At 62.1% G+C, this 22,353-nt stretch carries 19 protein-coding genes; 2 read left to right on the top strand and 17 right to left on the bottom strand.

From position 1 onward, the window contains the following. Positions 1-24: 24 nt before the first annotated feature. The 12 genes from G568_RS0113120 to G568_RS0113065 all read right to left on the bottom strand — a co-directional run bounded on the left by G568_RS0113120 (position 25) and on the right by G568_RS0113065 (position 13,878). Positions 25-798: an ABC transporter ATP-binding protein gene (locus tag G568_RS0113120; protein ID WP_026758471.1), complete on the bottom strand. Its 774-nt coding sequence runs from the start codon at positions 796-798 to the stop codon at positions 25-27. A 212-nt stretch (positions 799-1,010) separates the two neighbouring features. After that, positions 1,011-1,850 carry an HTD2 family dehydratase gene (locus G568_RS0113115; protein ID WP_026758470.1) on the bottom strand — a complete coding sequence of 280 codons (840 nt, stop codon included), beginning with the start codon at positions 1,848-1,850 and terminating at the stop codon, positions 1,011-1,013. A 9-nt stretch (positions 1,851-1,859) separates the two neighbouring features. Continuing rightward, positions 1,860-3,023 (bottom strand): acyl-CoA dehydrogenase family protein, encoded by a 1,164-nt coding sequence (locus G568_RS0113110; protein WP_026758469.1) that lies wholly within the window; start codon positions 3,021-3,023, stop codon positions 1,860-1,862. Positions 3,024-3,026: 3 nt separating this feature from the next. Continuing rightward, complete coding sequence (locus tag G568_RS0113105; protein ID WP_037374137.1) at positions 3,027-3,821, bottom strand: citryl-CoA lyase; 795 nt, start codon at positions 3,819-3,821, stop codon at positions 3,027-3,029. Next, positions 3,821-4,735 carry an SDR family NAD(P)-dependent oxidoreductase gene (locus tag G568_RS0113100; RefSeq protein ID WP_026758467.1) on the bottom strand — a complete coding sequence of 305 codons (915 nt, stop codon included), beginning with the start codon at positions 4,733-4,735 and terminating at the stop codon, positions 3,821-3,823. Before G568_RS0113100 ends, G568_RS0113105 begins: the two co-directional genes overlap by 1 nt. Positions 4,736-4,747: 12 nt before the next feature. Then, positions 4,748-5,707 (bottom strand): hydroxymethylglutaryl-CoA lyase, encoded by a 960-nt coding sequence (locus G568_RS0113095; protein WP_026758466.1) that lies wholly within the window; start codon positions 5,705-5,707, stop codon positions 4,748-4,750. Between the two features lie 4 nt (positions 5,708-5,711). Then, positions 5,712-7,718, bottom strand: coding sequence for an acetyl/propionyl/methylcrotonyl-CoA carboxylase subunit alpha (locus tag G568_RS0113090; protein WP_026758465.1), 2,007 nt, complete (start codon positions 7,716-7,718; stop codon positions 5,712-5,714). Between the two features lie 10 nt (positions 7,719-7,728). Continuing rightward, entirely contained in the window at positions 7,729-9,336 is a 1,608-nt protein-coding gene (locus G568_RS0113085; protein WP_026758464.1) for an acyl-CoA carboxylase subunit beta, read from the bottom strand. Next, the gene (locus tag G568_RS0113080) at positions 9,333-10,724 is read right to left on the bottom strand and encodes a phenylacetate--CoA ligase family protein (protein WP_026758463.1); all 1,392 of its coding nucleotides are present in this window, start codon (positions 10,722-10,724) and stop codon (positions 9,333-9,335) included. The genes G568_RS0113085 and G568_RS0113080 overlap by 4 nt, the downstream gene beginning before the upstream one ends. 26 nt (positions 10,725-10,750) lie before the next feature. Then, complete coding sequence (locus tag G568_RS0113075; protein WP_026758462.1) at positions 10,751-11,911, bottom strand: acyl-CoA dehydrogenase family protein; 1,161 nt, start codon at positions 11,909-11,911, stop codon at positions 10,751-10,753. Positions 11,912-11,920: 9 nt separating this feature from the next. Beyond that, on the bottom strand, positions 11,921-12,700 hold the full coding sequence (locus tag G568_RS0113070) for an enoyl-CoA hydratase/isomerase family protein (protein ID WP_026758461.1): 780 nt from the start codon (positions 12,698-12,700) through the stop codon (positions 11,921-11,923). Beyond that, positions 12,697-13,878 (bottom strand): acyl-CoA dehydrogenase family protein, encoded by a 1,182-nt coding sequence (locus tag G568_RS0113065; RefSeq protein ID WP_026758460.1) that lies wholly within the window; start codon positions 13,876-13,878, stop codon positions 12,697-12,699. Before G568_RS0113065 ends, G568_RS0113070 begins: the two co-directional genes overlap by 4 nt. A 95-nt stretch (positions 13,879-13,973) precedes the next feature. Between G568_RS0113065 and G568_RS0113060 the strand changes: the two genes are divergently transcribed. Next, positions 13,974-16,007 carry an FAD-dependent oxidoreductase gene (locus G568_RS0113060; RefSeq protein WP_026758459.1) on the top strand — a complete coding sequence of 678 codons (2,034 nt, stop codon included), beginning with the start codon at positions 13,974-13,976 and terminating at the stop codon, positions 16,005-16,007. A gap of 295 nt (positions 16,008-16,302) precedes the next feature. Here the strand turns inward: G568_RS0113060 and G568_RS0113055 are convergent, their stop codons facing one another. From G568_RS0113055 to G568_RS0113045, 3 genes are all read right to left on the bottom strand, one after another. Next, entirely contained in the window at positions 16,303-17,157 is an 855-nt protein-coding gene (locus G568_RS0113055) for an SDR family oxidoreductase (protein WP_026758458.1), read from the bottom strand. Further along, positions 17,154-19,091: an AMP-binding protein gene (locus tag G568_RS0113050; protein ID WP_026758457.1), complete on the bottom strand. Its 1,938-nt coding sequence runs from the start codon at positions 19,089-19,091 to the stop codon at positions 17,154-17,156. The genes G568_RS0113055 and G568_RS0113050 overlap by 4 nt, the downstream gene beginning before the upstream one ends. Before the next feature lie 112 nt (positions 19,092-19,203). Continuing rightward, positions 19,204-19,965 carry a glucose 1-dehydrogenase gene (locus tag G568_RS0113045; RefSeq protein WP_026758456.1) on the bottom strand — a complete coding sequence of 254 codons (762 nt, stop codon included), beginning with the start codon at positions 19,963-19,965 and terminating at the stop codon, positions 19,204-19,206. A 126-nt stretch (positions 19,966-20,091) separates the two neighbouring features. Between G568_RS0113045 and G568_RS0113040 the strand changes: the two genes are divergently transcribed. Beyond that, entirely contained in the window at positions 20,092-21,426 is a 1,335-nt protein-coding gene (locus G568_RS0113040; RefSeq protein WP_026758455.1) for a TetR/AcrR family transcriptional regulator, read from the top strand. Between the two features lie 18 nt (positions 21,427-21,444). On the opposite strand, the gene G568_RS0113035 is transcribed toward G568_RS0113040, so the two are convergent. Together G568_RS0113035 and G568_RS0113030 are read right to left on the bottom strand one after the other, a co-directional pair. After that, positions 21,445-21,846 (bottom strand): PaaI family thioesterase, encoded by a 402-nt coding sequence (locus G568_RS0113035; RefSeq protein ID WP_026758454.1) that lies wholly within the window; start codon positions 21,844-21,846, stop codon positions 21,445-21,447. A gap of 20 nt (positions 21,847-21,866) precedes the next feature. Further along, entirely contained in the window at positions 21,867-22,349 is a 483-nt protein-coding gene (locus tag G568_RS0113030) for a PaaI family thioesterase (RefSeq protein WP_026758453.1), read from the bottom strand. Positions 22,350-22,353 lie beyond the last annotated feature (4 nt).

The raw sequence follows: 22,353 nt of genomic DNA, 5'->3' as shown, positions 1-22,353 counted from the left end.
GCTGTTCGTTGTTTGACCATTCCGCTACCCCAGATATGCCTTGATCACAGCCGGGTTTTTCTGGATTTCCTCGGGCGTGCCTTCGGCGATCACCCTCCCGAAATCCAGCACCACGATCCGGTCGGCAAGATCCATCACAACGCCCATGTCGTGCTCCACCAGAACCACCGGCATCTTGCGCGCCTCGCGCACATCGAGAACGAAGCGCGCCAGGTCTTCCTTCTCTTCCGAGTTCATGCCAGCCATCGGCTCGTCCATCAGCAGGATCGACGGTTCCTGCGCCAGCGCCCGCCCCAGATCGACCCGCTTGCGCAACCCGTAGCCCAATGTGCCCACGGGCCTGCTCCGGATCGCCTCGATTTCCAGAAAATCAATGATTTCCTCTGCCGCTTCGCGATGCTCCGACTCTTCGCGCATCACAGGGCCAAACTGGAAAAAGGCCTGAATCACATTCGATTTCATCAGCATGTGTCGGCCGATCATGATGTTTTCCACCACGGTCTGCCCGGCGAACAGATGGGTGCCCTGAAAGGTACGCGCCAGACCTCGTCGGGCGATCTGGTCGACACGCAGTCCCGTGACGTTCTTGCCGGACAGTTCGACACGTCCCTTCTGCGGGCGATAAAACCCTGCGGTAACGTTCAGAAGAGACGTTTTCCCGGCACCGTTCGGGCCTATGATCGCAAGCAATTCGTCGTCATTCACGGTGATGCTCACATCGTCGAGCGCAGTCACACCGCCGAATTTCAATGTCGCGCCACGAACCGCCAGCGGCGCCAATCCTGAAGCTGTGGTCATGACGTGATCCATGCCTGGTCTTGGCATGCTGTGCGGTCAATCACCGCGGCACGGACTGCCACCCGATTGACGTCGAGGTCTCCCCGCATCAACGCTCCTCCCCGCGATCTTCACAGAATTTGCCTGGCCCCTTTTTTCCAGGCCCTTCTCTGAAACTAACACACGTTAGAAAAATAAATCAACAACTGACTCCCGTGCCCTCACAGAAATATTCAGGTCGCAGAGTAGTCGGCGGAAAAACAGCACAGGCCGGTTTCGTCCTGACACCAGACTGTCCCCGTGGCACCATCTTGGCGGCAGTTCAGCTGCATCTCGCAGGGCAGCGTCAACGGAGCGAGGCCCCGGAAGGAAAATCCATGAGGGGTCTCGTTCAAGGCATCTGCCGCAAGATTTAAAAGCAGCGTCGCCTGCAAGGGGCCATGCACGACAAGCCCAGGATAGGCTTCGGCCTCGGTCGCGTAGATGTGGTCATAGTGGATGCGATGTGCGTTGAACGTCAGCGCCGAATAGCGAAACAACAGCACCGAATCCGGGGTAAGGCGCGATCTGAACGCCGTCGGGTCCGGCGCGACGGGCGTGCGCATTTCAGATTGGGATCGGGTGATGTCCCGATAAACAATGGTCTGCTTTTCCCGAATGCAGACCTTATTGCCATTCGAATACTCGTGATTTACGACAACAAAGACCAACGCTCCACTGCGGCCTTGCTTGGGCGTTATGTCCCCGATTGTCGAACGGCGAGTGACGGTTTGCCCGACCGCGAGCGGCGCGAAATACGTGAGGTCGCCACCGGCCCACATCCGGGCGGGGAGCGGGACAGGCGGCAGAAACCCGCCCCGTGCGGCATGGCCATCCTCCGAGAGAGAGGAACCTGGCGCGGCATAAAGCGTCAGACACCAATGGATCCCCAGCGGGACATCGCCCGCCCCGTCCCAAAGATGCGCGCCGAACGTGGCACGGAACCTGTCGATCAGGCCTGGCGTCAGGATGTCTTCCCTGGTCTCGGTCCGTCCCAGCCAAGGCTTGAGCGACTCAAGATCGACTTGTATCACGGTCGCTCCTCAGAAAGATCGCGGCATACCCAGGATATGCTCGCCGACATAAGACAGGATCAGGTTGGTCGAGATCGGAGCCACCTGATACAGCCGCGCCTCGCGGAACTTGCGCTCGACGTCGTATTCGCGCGCGAAACCAAAGCCACCGTGGGTCTGGATACAGGCATTTGCCGCTTCCCAACTGGCCTCGGACGCCAGAAGCTTGGCCATATTCGCCTGGGCCCCGCAATCCTGCCCCGCATCATAGCGCTTGCAGGCCTCGAAGCGCATCAGGTTGGCGGCCTCGACATTCACGAAGGCCTTGGCGATGGGAAACTGCACACCCTGATTCTGCCCGATGGGGCGGTCGAAAACGATGCGCTCACCGGCATAGGCGCGGGCCTTGTCCACGAACCAATAGCCGTCGCCGATACATTCCGCCGCGATCAGCGTCCGCTCGGCGTTCAGACCGTCAAGGATATGATAGAAACCGCTCCCCTCGGTGCCAATCAGATTCTCGGCGGGGATTTCGAGGTTGTCGAAGAACACTTCGTTGGTCTCGTGGCCGGGCATGTTGGCGATGGGGCGGATTTCCATGCCATTGCCGATGGCCTCTTTCAGATCGACCATGAAGATGGACAAGCCCTGGGATTTCTTCTTGACCTCTTTCAGCGGCGTGGTGCGCGCCAGCAGGATCATCAGGTCCGAATGCTGGATACGGCTGATCCAGACCTTCTGACCGTTGATCATGTAACGGTCGCCCTTCTTGACCCCCGTGGTCTTGAGCTTGGTGGTGTCCGTTCCGGTCGTCGGTTCGGTCACGGCCATGGATTGCAGGCGCAAGGCGCCACTGGCGATGCCGGGCAGATATTTCTGCTTCTGTTCGTCCGAGCCGTGCCGCAAAAGCGTGCCCATGTTATACATTTGACCGTGGAAGTGACCGGCATTTGCGCCACAGCGATTTGCCTCTTCCATGATGATCGAGGCCTCGGTCAGGCCAAGGCCCGAACCGCCATATTCCTCGGGGATCATCGCCGCTAGCCAGCCTTCGCGGGTCAGCGCATCGACGAACTCTTCGGGATAGGTTTCATCCTCGCCGAACTTGCGATGATACTCCGGCGGGAACTGCGCGCAAAGCGCACGCAGCGCGTCGCGCAGATCGTTATGGGTGTCGGGTGCGGATGTCTGCATCGCTCATGCCGCTCCGGGGCCGGAGGTTTCGAGGATTTCCTCTTCGGTGCGCTGCCACAGTTCATAGGAAATCGGGTTCTCGCTTTCCTCGAGGATATGACCGACCAGCCCGATGGCGCGCGCCATGACGCCAAAACCGCGCACGATCTTCCAGGGAAAGCCGAACTCGCAGCAGATCGCGCCGATGGCGCCGGTGGCGTTGATCGGCAGCATCTTGCCCGACTTTTCCTCGGCGACGGCCTGGATCTTCTGGATCAGTGCGATGTATTCACCGGACTTGCCATTCTCGGCCGCGATTTCGAACAGGCGCGGGGCGCGCGGATCGACCGGCTTGTGCACCGGATGGCCCAGGCCGGGCACGATGGCCTTTCCGGCGCGGCACTTCTCGACCGTCTCTAGCGCGATGGCGTCCAGATCGGCGCCGGTGCCCAGCTTGTCCTCGGGAAGCGCTTCGTAGAGCATCTTCGACGCGCCTTCCATCGAGCCGACAAACACCGTGCCCAGCCCGCAAAGCCCGGCCGCGACAGCCGCCTGAAGCGATTCCGGCGCGCCCATATAGGTCATCCGCGCGGCCAGGGCCGACGGCGTGATGCCATGTTCGACCAGGGTGATGATGATGGCGTTGAAGACATGGCTTTCCTCGGGCGTGGCCTTGCGGCCCGTCAGTTGCAGAAAGGCAAGATCGCCGAGGTTCATGTGCCCCAGTATCTCGTTGGGCAGGTCGAGCCCGCGTACGCTGATCTTGTCGGGGGTGCTCCAGCCGATGTCGGAGCTGATTTTCTTCTTGCGCTTGGCCATCAGACCGGATCCCAGGAAAAGACATCCGCCGAAACTTCGAGCGGTGTGAATTGCGACTTGAGCGCGGGAATGGCGCGCTCGGCGATTTCATCGGCGGTCCAGCCCTCGCCGGAGTGGACGGAACGCAGCGGGCGGGGCTGGTTGAACAGGAAAATCTCGTTCTTGCGCACCGCGAAGATCTGCCCCGACACATCCGCCGCGCGGTCGCTCATCAGGAAACAGGCCATTGGCGCGACCTTGGCCGGGGTCATCTCCTTGATCTTCTCGACGCGGGCCTGCTGTTCCGGCGTGTCGGTCTTGATCGACGAGATCATCCGGCTCCAGGCGAAGGGCGCGATGCAGTTCGACCGCACGTTCCAGCGCTTGAGGTCGAGCGCCACCGATTTCGAGAAGGCGGCGATGCCCAGCTTGGCGGCGGAGTAATTCGCCTGGGCGAAATTGCCGATCAGCCCCGAGGTCGAGGTCATGTGCACCAGCGCGCCGCTTTCCTGTTCGCGGAAATGGTCGGCGGCGGCGCGGCTGGTGTTGAAGGCGCCGTAAAGATGGACCTTCACCACCGCGTCGAAATCCTCGAAAGACATCTTGTGGAAGAAGCAGTCGCGCAGGATGCCGGCGTTGTTTACCACGGCGTCGATGCGACCGAACTCCTTCACCCCGGCCTCGATCATCGCGCGCGCGGCGTCGGGATCGGTGACGCTGCCGCCATCGGCAATCGCATCGCCGCCAGCGGCTCTGATTTCCTCGACCACCTTCTGCGCTGCGGTCTCAGTCTGGCCGGTGCCCTTCAGCGATGCGCCCAGATCGTTAACCACCACGGCGGCGCCTTCGGACGCGGCCATCAGCGCGATATCGCGACCGATTCCGCCGCCCGCGCCGGTGACCAGAACCACCTTTCCATCAAGTGCCTTTGCCATCTTCATCCTCCCTCAGCTTGCCTTGCGGTACTTGTCGAGCCCGCCTGTGTGCATGACGCGACCCATGAGCGGCGCGCCGATGATCTCTTCCGCCTTGAGGGCCGCCGCGATCAGCTTGTCCAGATCGATGCCGGTCTCGATGCCCAACTCGTGACACAGGAACACGGCGTCCTCGGTGCAGACATTGCCGGCGGCGCGCGCGTGGCCGTGGCCCGCGAAAGGACAGCCGCCAAGTCCGGCGACCGAACTTTCGAACATGTCCACGCCCATTGACAGGGCAGCATGGACATTGGCGATGCCCAGCCCGCGCGTGTCGTGAATGTGCATGCCTACGCGGGCCTCTGGTGCCAGGTCGCGCAGCGCGCCGATCATCCGCTTGACCGCCTCCGGGTTGCCCCAGCCCATCGTGTCGGCGACCACGAGGATCGGCACCGGAATCTCCTCTTCCTCGCAAAGTTGCAGGATGAAGCGGAAATCGTCCAGGATGCGCTCTTGCGGGATGGGGCCTTCGAAATTGCAGCCGAAGGCCGTCATCACATAGGCGGCGTCCACGGTGTAACCTTCTTCCTTGTAAAGCCGGACCCATTCGCGCTGTTTCTCGCGCATTTCGGCGGAGGAACAATTGTTGTTGGATTGCGCAAAGGCCTCGGAGGGGTAGAACAGCAGGCGCGGGTCGATATCGACCTCATGCGCCGTCAGCGCCTTGCGAAAGCCCTTGTCGTTCAGCCAGAGCGACGTGTAGTTGACGCCGGGCTTGCGCTTGATGCGCTGGAACAGTTCACCGGTGTCGGCCATTTGCGGCACGTATTTCGGGCTGACGAAGCTGCCGACCTGAATGCGTTTCAATCCGGTCTCGCTGAGCATGTCGATCAGTTCGATCCGCTCCTCGATCGGATAGATCTTCTTTTCGATCTGGAAGCCCTCGCGCGGGCCTTCTTCGCGAAACTCGACGAATTTGGGAAAGTCGTTCATCTCATCACTCCTCGGGTGGCAGGATCTCGGCGATGACCTGGCCGCGATCGACCATGTCTCCGTTCGAGACGGATATGTTGCTGCTGATCCCGGTCGCGGCCGCGCGGATCGAGATCTCAAGTTTCATCGATTCCATGACCGCAATCACGTCGCCTTCGGTGACGGGCTGACCCTCGGTCACCTTGATCTCGACGATCATCCCGGTCAGCGGAGAGGCCACGGCACGGTCCGCCGCAGCATCGCCGCCGGCGTAATCCAGAGGCGCGGCCGGATGGAAGATCAGGCGGCCCTCGGGCGTGTCCAGCTCGATCACGCCCGCATGAAGCCGCGCGTCGATGAGGTGGACCGTGTCACCCTCGCTCACACGCCAGCGGCCCGGCGTGGTTTCACGCACCGACAGGGTCGCCGCGTCGCGGTTTTCCGCCAGGACGGTGTATCGGTCTCCGTGCTTGACGGGTCCGACCAGCAACTCCTCGGAGGCCCCGGCGGAATCGGTCAGCGTCACAGGCTGTCCCGCTTCGATTTGATCGCCCCCCAGTCCAAGCCGCCAGCCGGTGAAGGTGTCGCGGTTGGTCCAGGGGTCGGCATCGGTATCGCGGCGCGACGTGGCCACGAAAAGGATGGCGGCAGCGGCCTTCCATAACTCGGGGCGGGCAAGGGGGCCTGCCTGTGTCAGCGCGTCAAGCCTGCCGTCGATCCAGCGTGTGTGAACCTGCATCCGCTCGAATTCAGGATTGCGCGCCAGCGCGGTTAGAAAGGCGCGGTTGGTTTGCACCCCCTCCACCGCGACGTGATCCAGCGCCGTGGCCAGCCGCGCCAGCGCGGTTTCCCGGTCGGGCGCGTGAACGATCAGCTTGGCGATCATGGGATCGTAATAGGGCGTGACCACGTCGCCTTCTTCGACGCCGCTGTCAATGCGCAGACCACCCGGCAGGCTGAGCGTGGTCAAAGTGCCGGTCGAGGGGGCGAACTGCATCGCGGGGTCTTCGGCATAGAGACGCGCCTCGACCGCGTGGCCGCTGATCTTTAGATCCTCCTGCACCAGGCCAAGGCCCACGCCTTCGGCAATGCGCAGATGCAGCGCAACGAGGTCCAGGCCGGTGATCACCTCGGTGACGGGGTGCTCGACCTGAATGCGGGGGTTCACCTCAAGAAAGAAGTAGTCCTCGCCCGCGACCAGAAATTCCACCGTGCCGAGGCCGCGATAATCGAGCGTCTCGCCCAGACGCACCGCATCCTGCGCAATTTGGTCCAACAGCGTGCGGGGCAGGCCCCAGGCCGGGGCTTCTTCGATAACCTTCTGGTGACGGCGCTGAAGCGTGCAGTCACGCTCGAAGAGGTGCACCACATGCCCCTTGCCGTCGCCGGCGATCTGCACTTCGACATGGCGCGCCTCGGGCAGGAACTTTTCCAGCAAAAGCCCTTCGGAGCCAAAGGTGGATTTTGCCTCGCGTAGCGCGCCTTCGATGTCTTCGACAAGCGTGGTCTCGTCGGTCACCAGACGTTGACCACGTCCGCCACCGCCGCCGATCGCCTTGAGCAGGACGGGCAGGCACATTTCGCGCACCACGTCTGCGATTTCCTGCGGATCGGACCGCGCGCCTTCCGCGCCCGAGATCACCGGGACGCCGGCGGCCACGGCGGCCTCCTTGGCGCTGGCCTTGTCACCGAAACTTTCGAGCGTTTCCGGCGTCGGCCCCATGAAGATCATGCCGGCGGCCTCGACCGCGCGGACGAAATCAGGGTTCTCGGCCAGAAAGCCGTAGCCGGGATGGATTGCATCCGCGCCGACCGACCTTGCGGCGGCAATCACAGCGGCGATATTCAGATAGCTTTCCGCAGCAGGGCCGGCACCGATGCAGACGGAGTGACCGATCTCGCGGACATGAAGGGCATTGGCGTCGGCCTGGGAATGCACGCCGACAGGGGTAATGCCACTGGCCCGCGCGGTGCGCGCGATCCGGCAGGCTATTTCGCCGCGATTGGCGATGAGAAGCGTTTTGATTTTCATGACTCGCGCCTCACATCCTGAACACGCCGAAATGGGTTTCGACCTTGGGCCTGCGCGACGTCACATCCAGCATGAGCGCCATGACATCGCGCGTCTCGCAAGGCTCGATCACGCTGTCGATCCAGAGATTCGAGGCAAAATTGTAGGCCCCTTGGAAATCTTCGTATTCCTTGCGGATCGGGGCCTTGAAGGCGTCCTCCTCCTCGGGCGTCCAGCTCTTGCCTTCGCGTTCGTTGATCTGGGCGCGGACCTGCGCCAGCACGCTGGCGGCCTGCTCGGGGCCCATGATGGCGGCGCGGCCCGTGGGCCAGGCAAAGGTCGCATCCGGCTGGAACGGACGGCCCAGCATGGCCAAGTATCCCGCGCCGTAGGACCCGCCGGTGATGATGGTGAACTTGGGCACCCGGGCCGAGGACATGGCGGTGATCATCTTGGCCCCGGCCTTGGCGATGCCCATCTGCTCGACCTCGCGGCCCACCATGAAGCCGTTCACATCGGCCAAAAACAGCAGCGGAGTATCGCGCTGGACGCAGAGATTGATGAAATGGGAGGCCTTCAGCGCTGCCTCCACGAACAGCACGCCGGTATTGGCCAGAATGCCTACTTCGTGTCCGTGCATACGGCCCCAGCCGGTCATGATGGTGTCGCCATAAAGCGGCTTGAACTCGTGAAAATCGCTGTCATCTACCAGTCGCGCTACGATCTCGCGGTTGTCGGTCGGCACCTTGGGGTCGCGGCTGACAATGCCGTAGATTTCTTCGACTGGATAGGCTGGCGTGCGCGGTGCGGCAGGCGTCTTGCGGGGCAGTGGCTTTTCGCCCAGATGACTGACAATCTCGCGGGTGATGGCCAGGGCGTGCGCGTCATCCTCGGCCAGATGGTCGGTCACGCCGGACACCGACGAATGCATCTTTCCGCCACCCAGCGTCTCGGCATCGACCTTTTCGCCTGTCGCCGCGAAGGTCAACTCAGGCCCACCCAGATACATGAAGCCCTGACCGCGCACGATCACCACCTCGTCGCAGAGCGCAGGAATATAGGCGCCCCCCGCCGTGCAGGGCCCCATGACCACGGCGATCTGCGGCACGCCGTCGCCCGACATGCCGACCTGCTGATGGAAGATCGAGCCGAACTGGCCCTCGTCGGGGAAGATATTCTCCTGATCGGGCAGGAACGCGCCGCCGGAATCGACCAGTGTGATCACCGGAAGACGGTTCTTCCAGGCGATTTTCTGGGCGCGCACATGCTTGCGCGAGGTCAAGCCGAAATAGGTGCCGCCCTTCACCGTGGCATCGTTGGCGATGATCATGCACTGACGACCCTCGATCACACCGATGCCGGTGATAATGCCTGCACCCGGCGGCACGCCATCATATTTGTTCAACCCGGCAAGCTCGCCGAGTTCGAGAAAGGGCGTGCCTGGGTCAATCAACCGTTCAATTCGCTCACGTGGCAGGATCTTGCCTTTTGATTTGTGGCGTTCGCGCGCGTTTTCAGGGCCACCAACGCGCTGCGTCAGCCGAAGGGCATGCAGTTCGTTGATTTTCTCGCGATACAGCGCATCGTTTTCCCGGAAGTCGTCGGACCCGGTGTCGAGGAGGGACTTAAGTTTTGTCATGGCAGATATGGATATTCTCTCAGAACAAAGGCGACCTTGGCGGCGCCGGGTTTTTCAAAGGTGTCGGGGGCCACCAGCTGAACGTCGGCCTTGAAAACAAGCGCGTCGCGCAAGCGCTGTTCGATTTTCCTCTTGAGGGCATCGTCATCGGCTGGATCGCGGTCGGGGCCGCGTTCCACGATCACCTTCAGCGCGCCCTGCGTGGTATGGCCTTCGAAATCGGCCACGATGCGCATGATGCCGTTGGTGTCCGGCACCATTTCGGCGATCACGCTGTTGATCGCGGAGGGGAATACATTGGCCCCGCGCACGATCAGCATGTCGTCGGTCCGGCCGGTGCAGCGGATTTTCGGCCCGGTGCGCCCGCAAGTGCAGTCGGTGTCGAGGACCTCGATATAATCGCCAGACCGGAAGCGCACGACCGGGCTCGCCTGACGGCCAATCGCGGTATAGATCATCTCGCCCTCGGCACCCCTTTCCCAGGGAATGATTTCGCCGCTTTCAGGATCCAGCAGTTCGGTGATGATATAATCCATGTTGACCATATGCATCCCCGACTGTGCATCGCATTCGGCCCAGTAGGTCACGCCCAGATCGGTGCCGCCCAGCATTTCACAGCATTTCGCACCCCAGGCCGCTTCGATCTTGGCACGAATGGCCGGGATGCCGCCACCAGGCTCGCCACCGACGACGACCTGTTCAACGCCCAGTTCGGTGGCCTCGCAGCCAAGCACTTCCGGCGCTTTCTCCGCTAGGTGCAGAACGAAGTTCGGAGCTCCCACGATACATCGCGGGCGCGTGTCGGCACAGGCCCGGAGCAGCCGTTCCGCGCCGCCATCCGCCCCCACAGGCACGTCGATCGCGCCCATGTACTGCAGCCCCTGCATCACCGGGATGCCGCCGACAAAGCCCTTGGCCAGCGAAAACGCGTGCAGCACAATATCGCCGGGACGTACCCCATTGGCAAAGAAACAGCGCGCCGTCATCTCGTGCCACATCTCCGTATCCGCTTCGGTCAGCGCCACATAGGACGGGCTGCCGGTCGTGCCCGATGAGGCCTGCATCTGGATAATGTCCGCCATCGCCGCCGCCCGGTGCTTGCCAAAGGGCGGCTCTGCCGCGAGGCTTTCGCGGATCTCTGTTTTGTAGGTGAAGGGCAGTTTTTGCAGATCTTCGATGCTGCGGATGTCGTCGAAATCGACACCCGCCTCGGCCAGCTTCTCCTGATAGAAGGTCGAGTTCCCCTTTAGATAGGCCATCTGATTGCGCAGCCGCTCTTCCTGAATGCAGCGCACCTCGTCGAGCGGCAGGCCCTCGATCTCGTGCCAGAAGCGATCATTCGCCTTGCCAGCGGCGTCCTGACGCCGGAAGCGCATTCCAAATTGCATGTCGTCCTCCCTTCCGGGCCGCGCGATCAGTAGGATCGCGGCAGGCCCATGACCTTTTCGCCGATAAAGCTGAGGCACAGTTCGCGGTTCACGGGTGCTGTGCGCAGCAGTCGTACCAGCGGATACATTTCGTAGAGCCCCGTATCTTCGGTAAAGCCCGACCCGCCATGGGCCTGAAGCGCCGCGTCCACGGCGTCGATCCCGGCCTCGGCAGCGGCGTATTTGGCCATGTTCGAAGACGCCCCTGCCGGCAGCTTGTTGTCGAACTCCCATGCCGCGCGACGGGTCATCAGACTGGCCATCTCTACCGCCGTATGGGCCTTGGCCATCGGATGCTGCACGCCCTGATGCGCCCCGATCGGCTGGCCGAAGACGTTGCGCTCGGAGGCATAGGCCACGCCCTTGTTCAGGGCGAACCGGCCGATGCCGCAGCACAGCGCGGCGAGGATGATCCGCTCGGGGTTGAGGCTGTCGAACAGGATCGAGAATCCTTCGTCCACCTCGCCGACAATATCCTCGGGGCCCAGGTCCACCTCGTCGAAGAACAGCGTCCATTGCTCCTCTGGCAGGGGGATCGAGATCTTCACCCGCTGCTTGTCGACGCCCTTTTTCTTCAGGTCGACAGCAAAGAGGGTGAAGCCGTCGGTCTTGCGGCTGACCTCGGTATGCGGCTTGGTCCGTGCCACCACCAGGCAATAATCCGACACCTCGGCGCCGGTGATGAAGGTCTTTTCGCCCGACAGGCTGAACCGGTTGCCCCTGCGTTTGGCCAGCGTGGTGGCCTTCATCGTGTTCGATCCGGCCCCCGGTTCGGTGATCGCGAAGCAGAACTGGATATCGCCCCGGCAGGCGGCCGGCAGCAGCTCTTTCTTTTGGAACTCGGTGCCGTGGCTGGCGATATGGGCCAGCGACATGGTCGGACCGACCACCATCATCAGCAGCGGGATGCCGTGATTGGCGGTGCCTTCCATGAACAGCGCCATTTCGGTCATGCCAAGACCGGCACCGCCGTATTCCACGGGCACCATGATCCCCAGAAAACCGTCATCGGCAATCTTCCGGAACATCTCTTGCGGGAATTCATGCCTGCGGGCGTGATCCAGCCAATAGGCATTGTCGAATTTCTGCGCCAGCTGGCCGCCATAGTCGTAAATCTGGCGTTGTTCGTCGTTCAGAATGAAATCCATGGTGTCTTCTCAGCCCTTGAAAGCGGGGGTCCGGCGGTTTTCGAAAGCATCAAGCCCTTCGGCGACATCATCGCCGGGCAGGGCGCGCACGGCGGCGTCGCGCTCAAGCCGCATCTGCTGGTCGATGCCAAGGTCTGTCCCTTCCCGTGCCAGACGCTTCATCTCGGCGATACCGGGGCGCGACCGGGTGGCGATCTTCTGGCAATACTCCAGCGCGGCCTGATGCAGATCCGCATCCGGTACGACATAGTTGACCAGGCCGGCCTCCCTGGCCTCGTCCGCCTTGAGCCAGCGGGCCGAGAACATCAGATCGAGCGCCCAGCGCTGACCCATCAATCGTGTCAGCCGCTGCGAGCCGCCCCAGCCGGGGATCAGACCGAATTGCGCATGCTGATCGCCGAATTGCGCGGTCTCGGCCCCGAAGCACACGTCGCATGCCAACATCAGTTCGATCCCGCCGGCCAGACACAACCCCTGCACCGCCACGACGACAGGGAGGGAGGAGGTTTCGAGCGCGCGCAGGTTATTCATGCCGAAAGCAATGAAATGGTCCAGCGCGGCGGGATCGTTCAGTTTGCCTTTCACCTCGGTCAGGTCGGCGCCGGTGCAGAAGTGCTTTCCTTGCGCCCGGATCAGAATCGACCGGATGTCCCAATCGGCCTCGAACCTTTCGCGCGCGGCAGCGATGCACTCATGCACTTGCAGGGACAGGCAATTAAATTTCTCGGGGCGCGCCAGCTCTATAATGCCGACGTTGCCTTCGGTAGTTACTGCGACCGGATCACTCACTTCGCCGCTCCCTTCGCCTTCTTATCGTATTGCAGTGCCATCCGTCCGGCTTTTTCGCGGGCAATCACCAGCTTCTGGATCTGCGCGGTGCCGTCGCCTATTTGCAGCCCGAGAACGTCGTTGTAGCGCTGATGGTGCGGCAGGTCGGTGGTATAGCCATAATGCCCGTGCAGGATCAGGCACTGGTGCAGGATCTCGCAGGCAGTTTTGGGCAGGTACCATTTGCACATCGCCGCCTCGGAGGTGTGGGGCAGGCCGCGGTCGCGCAAATCCAGCGTATAATAGCAAAGCTGGCGCATCATGGTCAGCTGGGTTTCGGCCTCGGCCAGCGGAAAGCTGACGCCCTGATACTGCACGATGGGCGCGCCGAACGCCTCGCGTTCCTGGACATAGGCCCAGGTCTCGTCCACCGACGCCTGCGCCGCGCCAAGGCATTCCAGCCCGATCAGCGCGCGGGAATAGTCGAACCCCGCCATGATCGTGCCGAAGGCGCGGTCCTGTTCGGCCATCATGTTTTCGGCCGGCACGAAGACATCGTCGAAGAACACCGATCCGCGCCCGACGGGCTTGGTGCCGATGTCGTCGAAATGGGTGCGCCTGATGCTGTCCTGATTCAGGTCGACGAAAAAGGCGCTGACCCCGCGCGCCCCGCCGTCAGGGTTGCCGGTGCGTGCGAACACCACGGCGGCATCGGCCTGACTGGCAAAGCTCATGGAGGTCTTCTCGCCATTCAGCCGCCAGCCGTTTCCGGACTTTTCCGCCTTCAGGATCAGGTTCGCCGCATCCGATCCGCCGCGCGGTTCGGTCAGGCCCAAGCCGATGACGGCGTCCCCCGAAACAACCTTGGGCACCCATTCCGAAGCGATGTCCTTGGAGGCGTGCTCGGCAACCATCCCGCCCATCAGAGAGCCCAGAAGCTGGATATAGCTTGCGTTGAAATCCGCGTAGGCGATCTCTTCGACGATCAACCCGGAGGTGACCGATGTTTCGCCAAGCCCGCCGAATTCTTCGGGCAAATCGGCGCCGATCAGACCCAGTGCACCCATCTCCTTGATCAGCGCACGATCAAAATTGTGGCCGCTTGCGCGCTCCTGATAGCTTGGTGCCAGTTTCTCGGTGGCAAAGCGCTTCGCGGTTTCGCGAAACGCCTTTTGATCTTCTGCTGGCTGGAATTGCATCGGCACCACTCCCCATGACCGAAATTTTGTTCTTCCCATAAATCTAACAAGTGTTAGAATGCAGATCAAGCGAATTTGTGAGGAGGATGTTCATAATGACAGACACTCAAGAGGAAAGCTTCGGGACCATGCTTTCGCCGATCCGCGCGGGCCAGCGCATGTTGCGAAACCGGGTTATCATGGGATCGATGCATACCCGGCTGGAGTCCGAGCCTGACGGCATTGCCAAGCAGATCGCCTTTTACGCCGAACGGGCGCGGGGAGAGGCGGCCATTCTGGTCACGGGCGGGTTTTCTCCTAATGCCGACGGCATATTCGATCCCGAAGGTCCACGTATCGACGATCCGGAGGAGGCGGAAAGCCTGCGCCCGATCTGCGAGGCGGTCCAGGCCGAAGGCAGCCTGCTCTGCGCGCAGATTTTACATGCAGGGCGCTATGCCAAGATCGAAGACTGCGTCGCCCCAAGCCCGATTCGCGCGCCGATCAACCGTTTTGTCCCACGAGAAATGACCGATGCCGACATCCGCCGCACCATCGAAGATTTCGCTAATGCGGCCGCCAATGCGCAGGCAGCGGGGTTCGATGGCGTCGAAATCATGGGCTCCGAGGGCTATCTGATCAACGAATTCACCGTCACCCATACCAACAAGCGTGACGACGACTGGGGTGGCAGCGCCGAGAACCGCCACCGCTTTCCGGTCGAGATCGTCCGCGCGGTGCGCGAACGCTGCGGGCGCGACTTTCTCATCATCTACCGGATTTCGGCCGCCGATCTGGTCGAGGGCGGCGCGCCCGCCGGTGAAATCGCAGACCTGGCCCGCAAGATCGAGGCAGCGGGCGCGGATATTCTGAACACCGGGATCGGCTGGCACGAGGCGCGCGTGCCGACCATCGCCTATCCGGTTCCGCGCGGCGCCTGGCGTCAGGCGGCGGCCAACGTAAAGGCTGCGGTGTCCATCCCGGTGGTCGCCTCAAACCGAATCAACACGCCCGCGCTTGCAGAGGATATCCTTGCCTCTGGCGAGGCCGACATGATCTCAATGGCCCGGCCCTTTCTGGCCGATCCGCATTTCGTGAGAAAGACACGCGAGGGCGGCGCCGACGAGATCAATACCTGTATCGCCTGCAATCAAGCCTGTCTGGACTTCATCTTTTCGGATCGGCCGGTCAGCTGTTTGGTCAACCCGCGGGCCGGGCGCGAAACCGAATTCCGCGACACGCCGACAGACTCTCCGCAGAAGGTCGCCGTGGTCGGCGGCGGAGCCGCTGGCATGGCCACGGCCGCCGAGGCCGCCAGGCTGGGCCATGACGTTACCCTGTTCGAAGCGCAAGACAAGCTGGGCGGTCAGTTGACGCTGGCGCGCGCGGCACCGGGCAAGGACGAATTCGACGAAACCCTGCGGTATTATTTCGGCCAGATGGAAAAGCACAGCGTCAAGCTGCGCCTAGGGCAGCGGGCCGGGCCGGACGATCTGACCGGCTTTGACCATGTCGTCATCTCCACCGGGGTCACGCCGCGTATTCCCGATCTGCCGGGCGTCGATCATCCCAGTGTGGCGACCTACGCCGAGATTCTGTCCGGCGCGCACCCGGCGGGCGACACCGTCGCGGTGATGGGGGCAGGGGGCATCGGCCATGACGTGGCCGAGTTCTTGGTGACCAAACCGGCCGAGGCCCACGACACCGACGCGTTCTGCAAGACATGGGGCGTGGACCCGGAGTTCGCCACGTCGGGCGCTCTGGCGGGCGATCCGCTGGCCCCGAAATCATCGCGTCGCAAGGTTGTGATGCTTCAGCGAAAAACCTCGAAACCGGGCGCGGGGCTTGGCGTCTCCACGGGCTGGATCCTGCGCAACGCACTGCGCAAGCATGGAGTCGCGGCTCTGGGCGGCGTGGTTTATGAACGCATCGACGACGCAGGGCTGCATATTCTGATGGACGGAGAACCGAAGATCATTGCCGCCGATACGATCGTGCTCTGCACCGGGCAGGAACCGGAGCGCGCCCTGGCCGACGAACTTGGCGCGCGCGGCGTCACCGTCACGATGATCGGCGGGGCGAAGGAGGCCGCCGAACTCGACGCGCTGCGCGCGATCGATGAAGGGGTGCGTCTGGCGCAAAGTCTCTGAAACATCAGAGCGAGGGAGGATGCGATACCGCCCGAGGCCATGCGGGCTGGGCGCGCCATCTTCAGAACGATATGGCCGGGCGACAGTTCGGCAATGCCGATCCCCAGGATGTGCATCACCCTCTGGCGGTTGAAACTGACGCGCGCGCGTCAAAGTCGGGGTTCTTGGGCTCGAATTGCGTCACGGCGTGATGTCATTTCTTGAGTCGGAACCCCGGAACCCGAATGGATAATCGCCCAGGGCGCCTGCATTCGCAGACCGGGCAGGTTCGCGGTATCGCGGCGCCGCCGTTAGGTCACTGGACGAAAGCATCCCGATTCTCGGCGACGAATTCGCGCAACCGGAGCGCCGGGCGTCCGAGCACGTCGCTGACCGTGGTCTCGATGCTCCCGAGGTAGCCTTTGGGCGCGATGGAAGCCAGTTCCACCATGGCCGCGGCGACCTCGTCCTGCATCCGGTTCGCGACCATCGCTGCTTTGGCGTCCTCAGGCGCGAGAGGCGCAGAGGTGATGGATCGGCCTGTCACTTCGGACAGGACAGCGGCGATATCCTCGCCGGTCAGGGCTTCGGGGCCGGTCAGGCCATAGCCCTTGCCCACGTGGCCCGCGCAGGTCAGCGCCTCGGCGGCGACATCGGCTATGTCGCGGGCGTCGATCCAGGCCACGGGTCCGCCCAGATCGTCGTAATACACCCCGTCCCTTGCGATGCTGTCGGCCTGCCACAGCAGGTTCTGCATGAAATAGGTCGGCTGGATGAAGGTCCAGTCAAGGCCGCTTTCCTTCAGCAATTCCTGGGTTTCGGAATGCCACTTGCCGAAGGTCAGCCCCGCCTTGGGCGACGCCCCAAGCCCGGTGGCCAGAACGACATGGCGAACGCCTGCGGCCTTGGCTGCAGCGATCGCATTGGCTTTCCAGCGGCGCATGTCCAGATGCGCGGGCGTCACCAGATAGATCCTGTCCGCCCCGGCACAGGCCCGTTCCAGCGCAGCGGGGTCGGTGAAATTCGCTAGGACGGCCTCGCATCCCTTGGCCTTGAGTTTTTCGAGCTTGGACGGATCGCTGGTGACGGCACGCGTTTTCCCGCCCTTTTCCAGTAGCCTATCGACAAGGGGGGCACCGGTGGTGCCGGTGGCTCCGAAGACAGTAATCATTCCGTTTCCTTTCCAAGAGCAGCGATGGCAACCATCGTCTCGGGATTGCTCACCGCTGACAGATTACCCGGGTCTTCACCCAGGAAGGCCGCGCGCACGATCCGGCGCATCGTTTTCATGGTGCGGGTTTTCGGCAGCGCGTCGACAAAATGGATCTCGCGCGGGCGGAAGGGCTTGGAGACGACCTCTCCGACCCGGTCCTTGAGCTGTTCGACGAGGGCAGCGTCGGGCGACACACCCGGAGCCGCCACACAGATACAGATCACGGCCACGCCCTTGATCTCGTCGGGCGCGGCAATGGCGGCGGCATCCACCACCCGTCCCGTCCCGGTCAGGGCCGCCTCGATCTCGGGCGGGCCGATGCGTTTGCCGGCGATGTTCAGCGTGTCGTCGGAACGCCCCAAGATATACCATGTGCCGTCCGCATCGCGGCGCACCCAGTCGCCGTGCCGCCAGATGCCGGGGAAGGTGGACCAGTAGGTCTCGATATACCGCTCGCGGTCGCCCCGGATGGCCGGGGTCAGGCCCAAGGGCGGCTGCGTCACCACCAGTTCGCCCACTTCGCCCGGCGCGGCTTCGCTGCCGTCCTCGCGCAGCACTTTCGCTCCGACACCCAGCGCCTCGGCGGAGAACCCGCCGGGTTTGATTTCGTGCAGCACGGTCGAGGTCAGGATCGCGCCGAAAAGCTCGGTCCCGCCGGAGATATTCAGCGGCACCGCGCGGCGGCGGCAAATATGGTCAAGTTGCCAAAGCCAGGCGTCATCGGTCCAGGGCTCGCCGGTCGAGCCGACAATGCGCAGCGCCGACAGGTCATAGTCAGCCAGCGGTGCGCGATCCTGCGTCATGAACTGCCGCACCAGGGTCGGGGCGACGCCCATGTGGGTCACCTCCATATCCGAGGCGAGCCGCAACAACCGAAACGGATCGCCGGGCATCGACGGCGCGCCCTCGGCCAGCACCAGCGTCGCGCCCGACAGCAGCACGGACAAAAGGGTAAGCGGCCCCATCACCCAGCCCATGTCGGTCATCCAGAGGTGCCGGTCATCCTGTTTCATGTCGAGACACAGCAGGAAATCGGCCGTGGCCTTGGCCTGCACACCCAAATGGGTATGCACGACGCCCTTGGGCCGACCCGTCGTACCCGAGGTATAGGTGATCAGGAAGATGTCTTCGGACGCGACGGGAACAGCCGCAAAATCCGGGCTGGCAGCCCCCACGGTTTCGGTCCAGTCGAGATCGCGGGCAGGATCGGCCACGGCACCGCCGAACCGGCGCAGGCTGAACACCGTATGAACCGAAGGCACCTCTCTCAACGCCTCGGTCAGCCTGGCCTCCATCCAGACCGGCTTGCCCCGTCTGGGGGTTGCATCCGTCGTCAACACCGCCACCGCCCCGGCATCGTTCAGACGCGACACGATGGCGGGGGGCGAGAAGCCGGAAAACAGCGGCACGGCGATGGCGCCAAGCCGCGCGATGCCCAGAAGCGCGGCCTGAATCTCGGGGATCATCGACATGTAGATACCCACCGCCTGACCCGGCCCTACCCCCCGCGCGGCAAGGGCTGAAGCGACGCGCGCGGCTTCGGCGGCGAGTTCGGCATAAGTCCAGCGGCGGCGGCTTCCATCCTCGCCGACCCAGTCGATCGCGGTCTTGTCGCCCAGACCTGTCTCGATGCGGGCATCGAGACAGGTCTCCGTCAAGTTCAGGGCAGCGCCGACGGCCCATCGGATCGATTCCGGCCCCTCGGACATATCCCGTAACCGCGTGTAGGGGCGATTGAACCGGATGCCGGTAAAGTCGATGATCCGGCCCCAGAACCAGTCCGGGTCGGTGTTGGCCCGGCTGGCAAGATCCTCGTAACTGTCCGTATGACAATCTTTCAGGAAAGCGGCCAGTGTGCTTGAACGCCGAATGTCAGTGTCTGGTCGAAACATTCATCACCTTTCTTCACCGCAAAAAGGGCCGCACCTTGGGCACGGCCAGTCAGGGAGGTAACTTCTGGCCGGCCTGGCGGCGGCGCCTTGTGACAGACGCTGCCACCAGCGTTCAACCGTGCATCGACAGGCCACCCGAAACCGAAATAACCTGGCCGGTAATGAACCCGGCGTCGTCAGACGACAGGAAGCAGATGATACCAGGGTAATCCGTTGGCTGTGCCAGGCGCTTCATCGGAATGGCCCGCTTGAGGCCCTCGGCGATCTTTTCACCGGCGTCACCCTGGGCCACCTGGGCAAACAGCGGCGTATCGGTCGGTCCGGGCGCCACAGCGTTCAACTGAACGCCCTTGCGCGCCAGTTCCCGCGCCACGGTCTTGGTGAACGAGATGATGCCGCCCTTGCAGGCCGAATAGACCGCTTCGCCGGATGACCCGACACGCCCGGCATCGGAGGCGATGTTGACCACCCGGCCTCCACCGTTCTCGACCATGCCCGGAAGCACCGCGTGATGCATGTTCAGCGGGCCGTAAAGGTTGATGTCGATGACCTTTTTCCACAGATCGGCATCGGTATCGAGGAACGGCTTGATCACGTCCCAGCCGGCATTGTTCACCAGTACGTCGACCGGACCCCAAGCCTCGAACTCGGCGACAGCCTTGTCGACCTGGGCACGGTCGGTGATGTCCACCTTGAAGGCCTGCGCCTTGCCGCCGGCCTCGGTGATCAGGCGAACCGCTTCCTTCGCCCCGTCTTCGCTCATGTCAAAGATCGCAACCTCGGCGCCTTCTTCGCCGAACCGTTCGCAAACCGCGCGCCCGATGCCGCTGCCGCCGCCGGTCACGATCACGCGTTTTCCACTCAACCCTCGCATATGGAGGACCTCCTCTTCCGCTATCATCTTGGCAAAGATCTTGATTCGACGCCTTCGATGGACTCTTCTAACATTTGTTAGATTTATTGCAATAGACAGTCTCGGTGCTTACAGGTAACAAAGTTCATGATGAGACAATCCGACGCCATCAAGCAATCCGACGATGATTTGAGCAAGTCGGAGAGGACCCGCCGCAGCATCCTCGCTACGGCCGCTCGCCTGTTCCGGTATGAAGGATATTACGCGACGACGATGCGCGACATAGCGCAGGAATCCGGCATCGAAGCGGGGAGCATTTATTACCATTTTCAATCCAAAGACCAGATTCTGAGCGAAGTTCTCGATCTTGGTGTGAGGCAACTTTACGAGAAGGTTCGTGAAATTGTTCGGATGGCAAAGACAAATCCAGAGGATTTCCGCAAGACCTTCGCATTGCTCATTGAAACGCATCTGACCTATCTGTTGACCGAGAGCGACTTTACATCGGCCAATATCCGCAACTATCCGATGTTGCCGGATGAGGCACGCGCGCCGCACCGCGATTTGCGGGCGTCCTATGCGGGCGTCTGGAGCGATTTTCTGAACGAGGCGAAACGTTCCGGCCAACTTCGAAGTGACATTTCGGTAACCGTGATCCGCCAGTTCATACTGAGTGCCATGAACTGGACCGTGGAATGGTATGATGTGGACCGGTATTCGGTGAGCATCCTCGCGGAACGGATGAGCAAACTGATCCTCGACGGGATGTGCTCGCGGTACGTCGTTGATACGGAAGGCCTGAAGGCCGTTGCCACCATTTCCGTCAAGACCCCCGAATCTTTCGGCAAGGCCGAAAAAACCCGCGCGGAGATATTGAGGGCTGCAGCCTACATGCTCAGGGAGAATGGTTACAAGGCTACGACGCTGAGACAGATCGCGGAACAAGCGGATATGAAGGCGGGCAGCGTCTATTACCACTTCAAGTCCAAAGAGACGATCGTGGACGAGGTCCTGAACGCCGGGTTGCACGACCTGCTATCGGGTGTCAGCGCCGCGGTCCAGGAATTCAAAGCCCCGTATGATCACCATACGAGGATCGCGACGGCAATCTGGACGCATCTGGACTTTCTTTTCAAGGCAAGTGAATTCACGTCCGCGAACATCAGAAGCTACGGAATGCTGCCCAATCACTTCAGGAAGAGACACGGGCGTATTCGTCACGAGTACGGCAGGCTCTGGGACAGAATCCTGCGCGAAGCGCAGGAAGACGATGCCATAAGATCGGATATCAAGATTGTGCCGTTGCGTCAGGTCATGTTGGGTGCCCTGAATTGGACGGTGGAATGGTTTGACCCGAACAAAGCGGGCGACGAGGGGTATCTTTCCCTGCCCGAATTCTCCGGCATGCTTGTCAAGTTGCTTTTCGAAGGGATTTGCGACAGGCAGAATGCCACCTGCGCCGAACGTGCCGAGGCTTGCTGATCGCAGCCACCATCACGATCAAACCAACAGGAAATGATACAGCCCTTCCGCAACCGGTTTCTCGCGGGCGGTCTGCCAGGACATCACGCTGACGCTCGCGATGCGTTTTCCCTTGCGCGTTACATTTGCGCAGGCAAACAACGGTCCCCTGGTGGCGGGTCTGAGGTAATCCACTGTCAGATTGACCGGCTTGGCCGGGACTTCTGCGAATTCGGGATGAACCGCGATGGCGGCCGTGGCTTCCATGAAGCTTGCAATGATGCCGCCATGATAAAGCTCCATGACAGGGTTTCCGATATGGCGTGATTCGAAGGTCATCTCCGTGTTGGCACGGAGGCTATCCACGCCCTGAACCTCGAAGTTTAGAAATCGAAAGAACGGCACCCGGGATACGTTGGCATTGACGGTTTGCAAGTCCATCACGAGGCGACTCCTGTCCATCACGAGGCGTCTCCTTCTGTCATCGCGCCAAACAGGCCGGTCTCGCCGCGCGTCAATGCAAACGAGGCGGTTCCGCGGGCGATTTCCGCTTCTTCATGACCATCGAACCAGATGCTGCCGGCATTGAAGGCAATGTGGCGGGTTTGCCGAAAGCAATGCGCGCGCACGATGACATCCGCGCGCGACCGTGCCGCGCGCAGATAGTCAACGCGGAGGTCAAGGGTCGCCATGGTGCTGATCCCCTCTATGGCCACGAAGTTCGCCAAACCGAAAACACTGTCCAGAAGGGCGGTCAGGATACCGCCATGAAGCAGGGTCTGGTCTTCATCGATGCAGAAGTCCGGATTGAACGGCATCCGGACCCGCACGCCGTCGCGCGATACGTCTTCGATATCAAGTGCCATGTGGGTAATCAGACCCTTGCCGCGCGCATTCCACAGCCGCGCGATCTGCGCCATCTCCTGTTTGGTGACTTCTGCCATGCGT

The organism is Sediminimonas qiaohouensis DSM 21189, from assembly GCF_000423645.1.
Lineage (GTDB): Bacteria > Pseudomonadota > Alphaproteobacteria > Rhodobacterales > Rhodobacteraceae > Sediminimonas > Sediminimonas qiaohouensis.
Note: the sequence above shows the minus strand (reverse complement) of the source record. Positions and strands in the feature narration are given on the sequence as shown.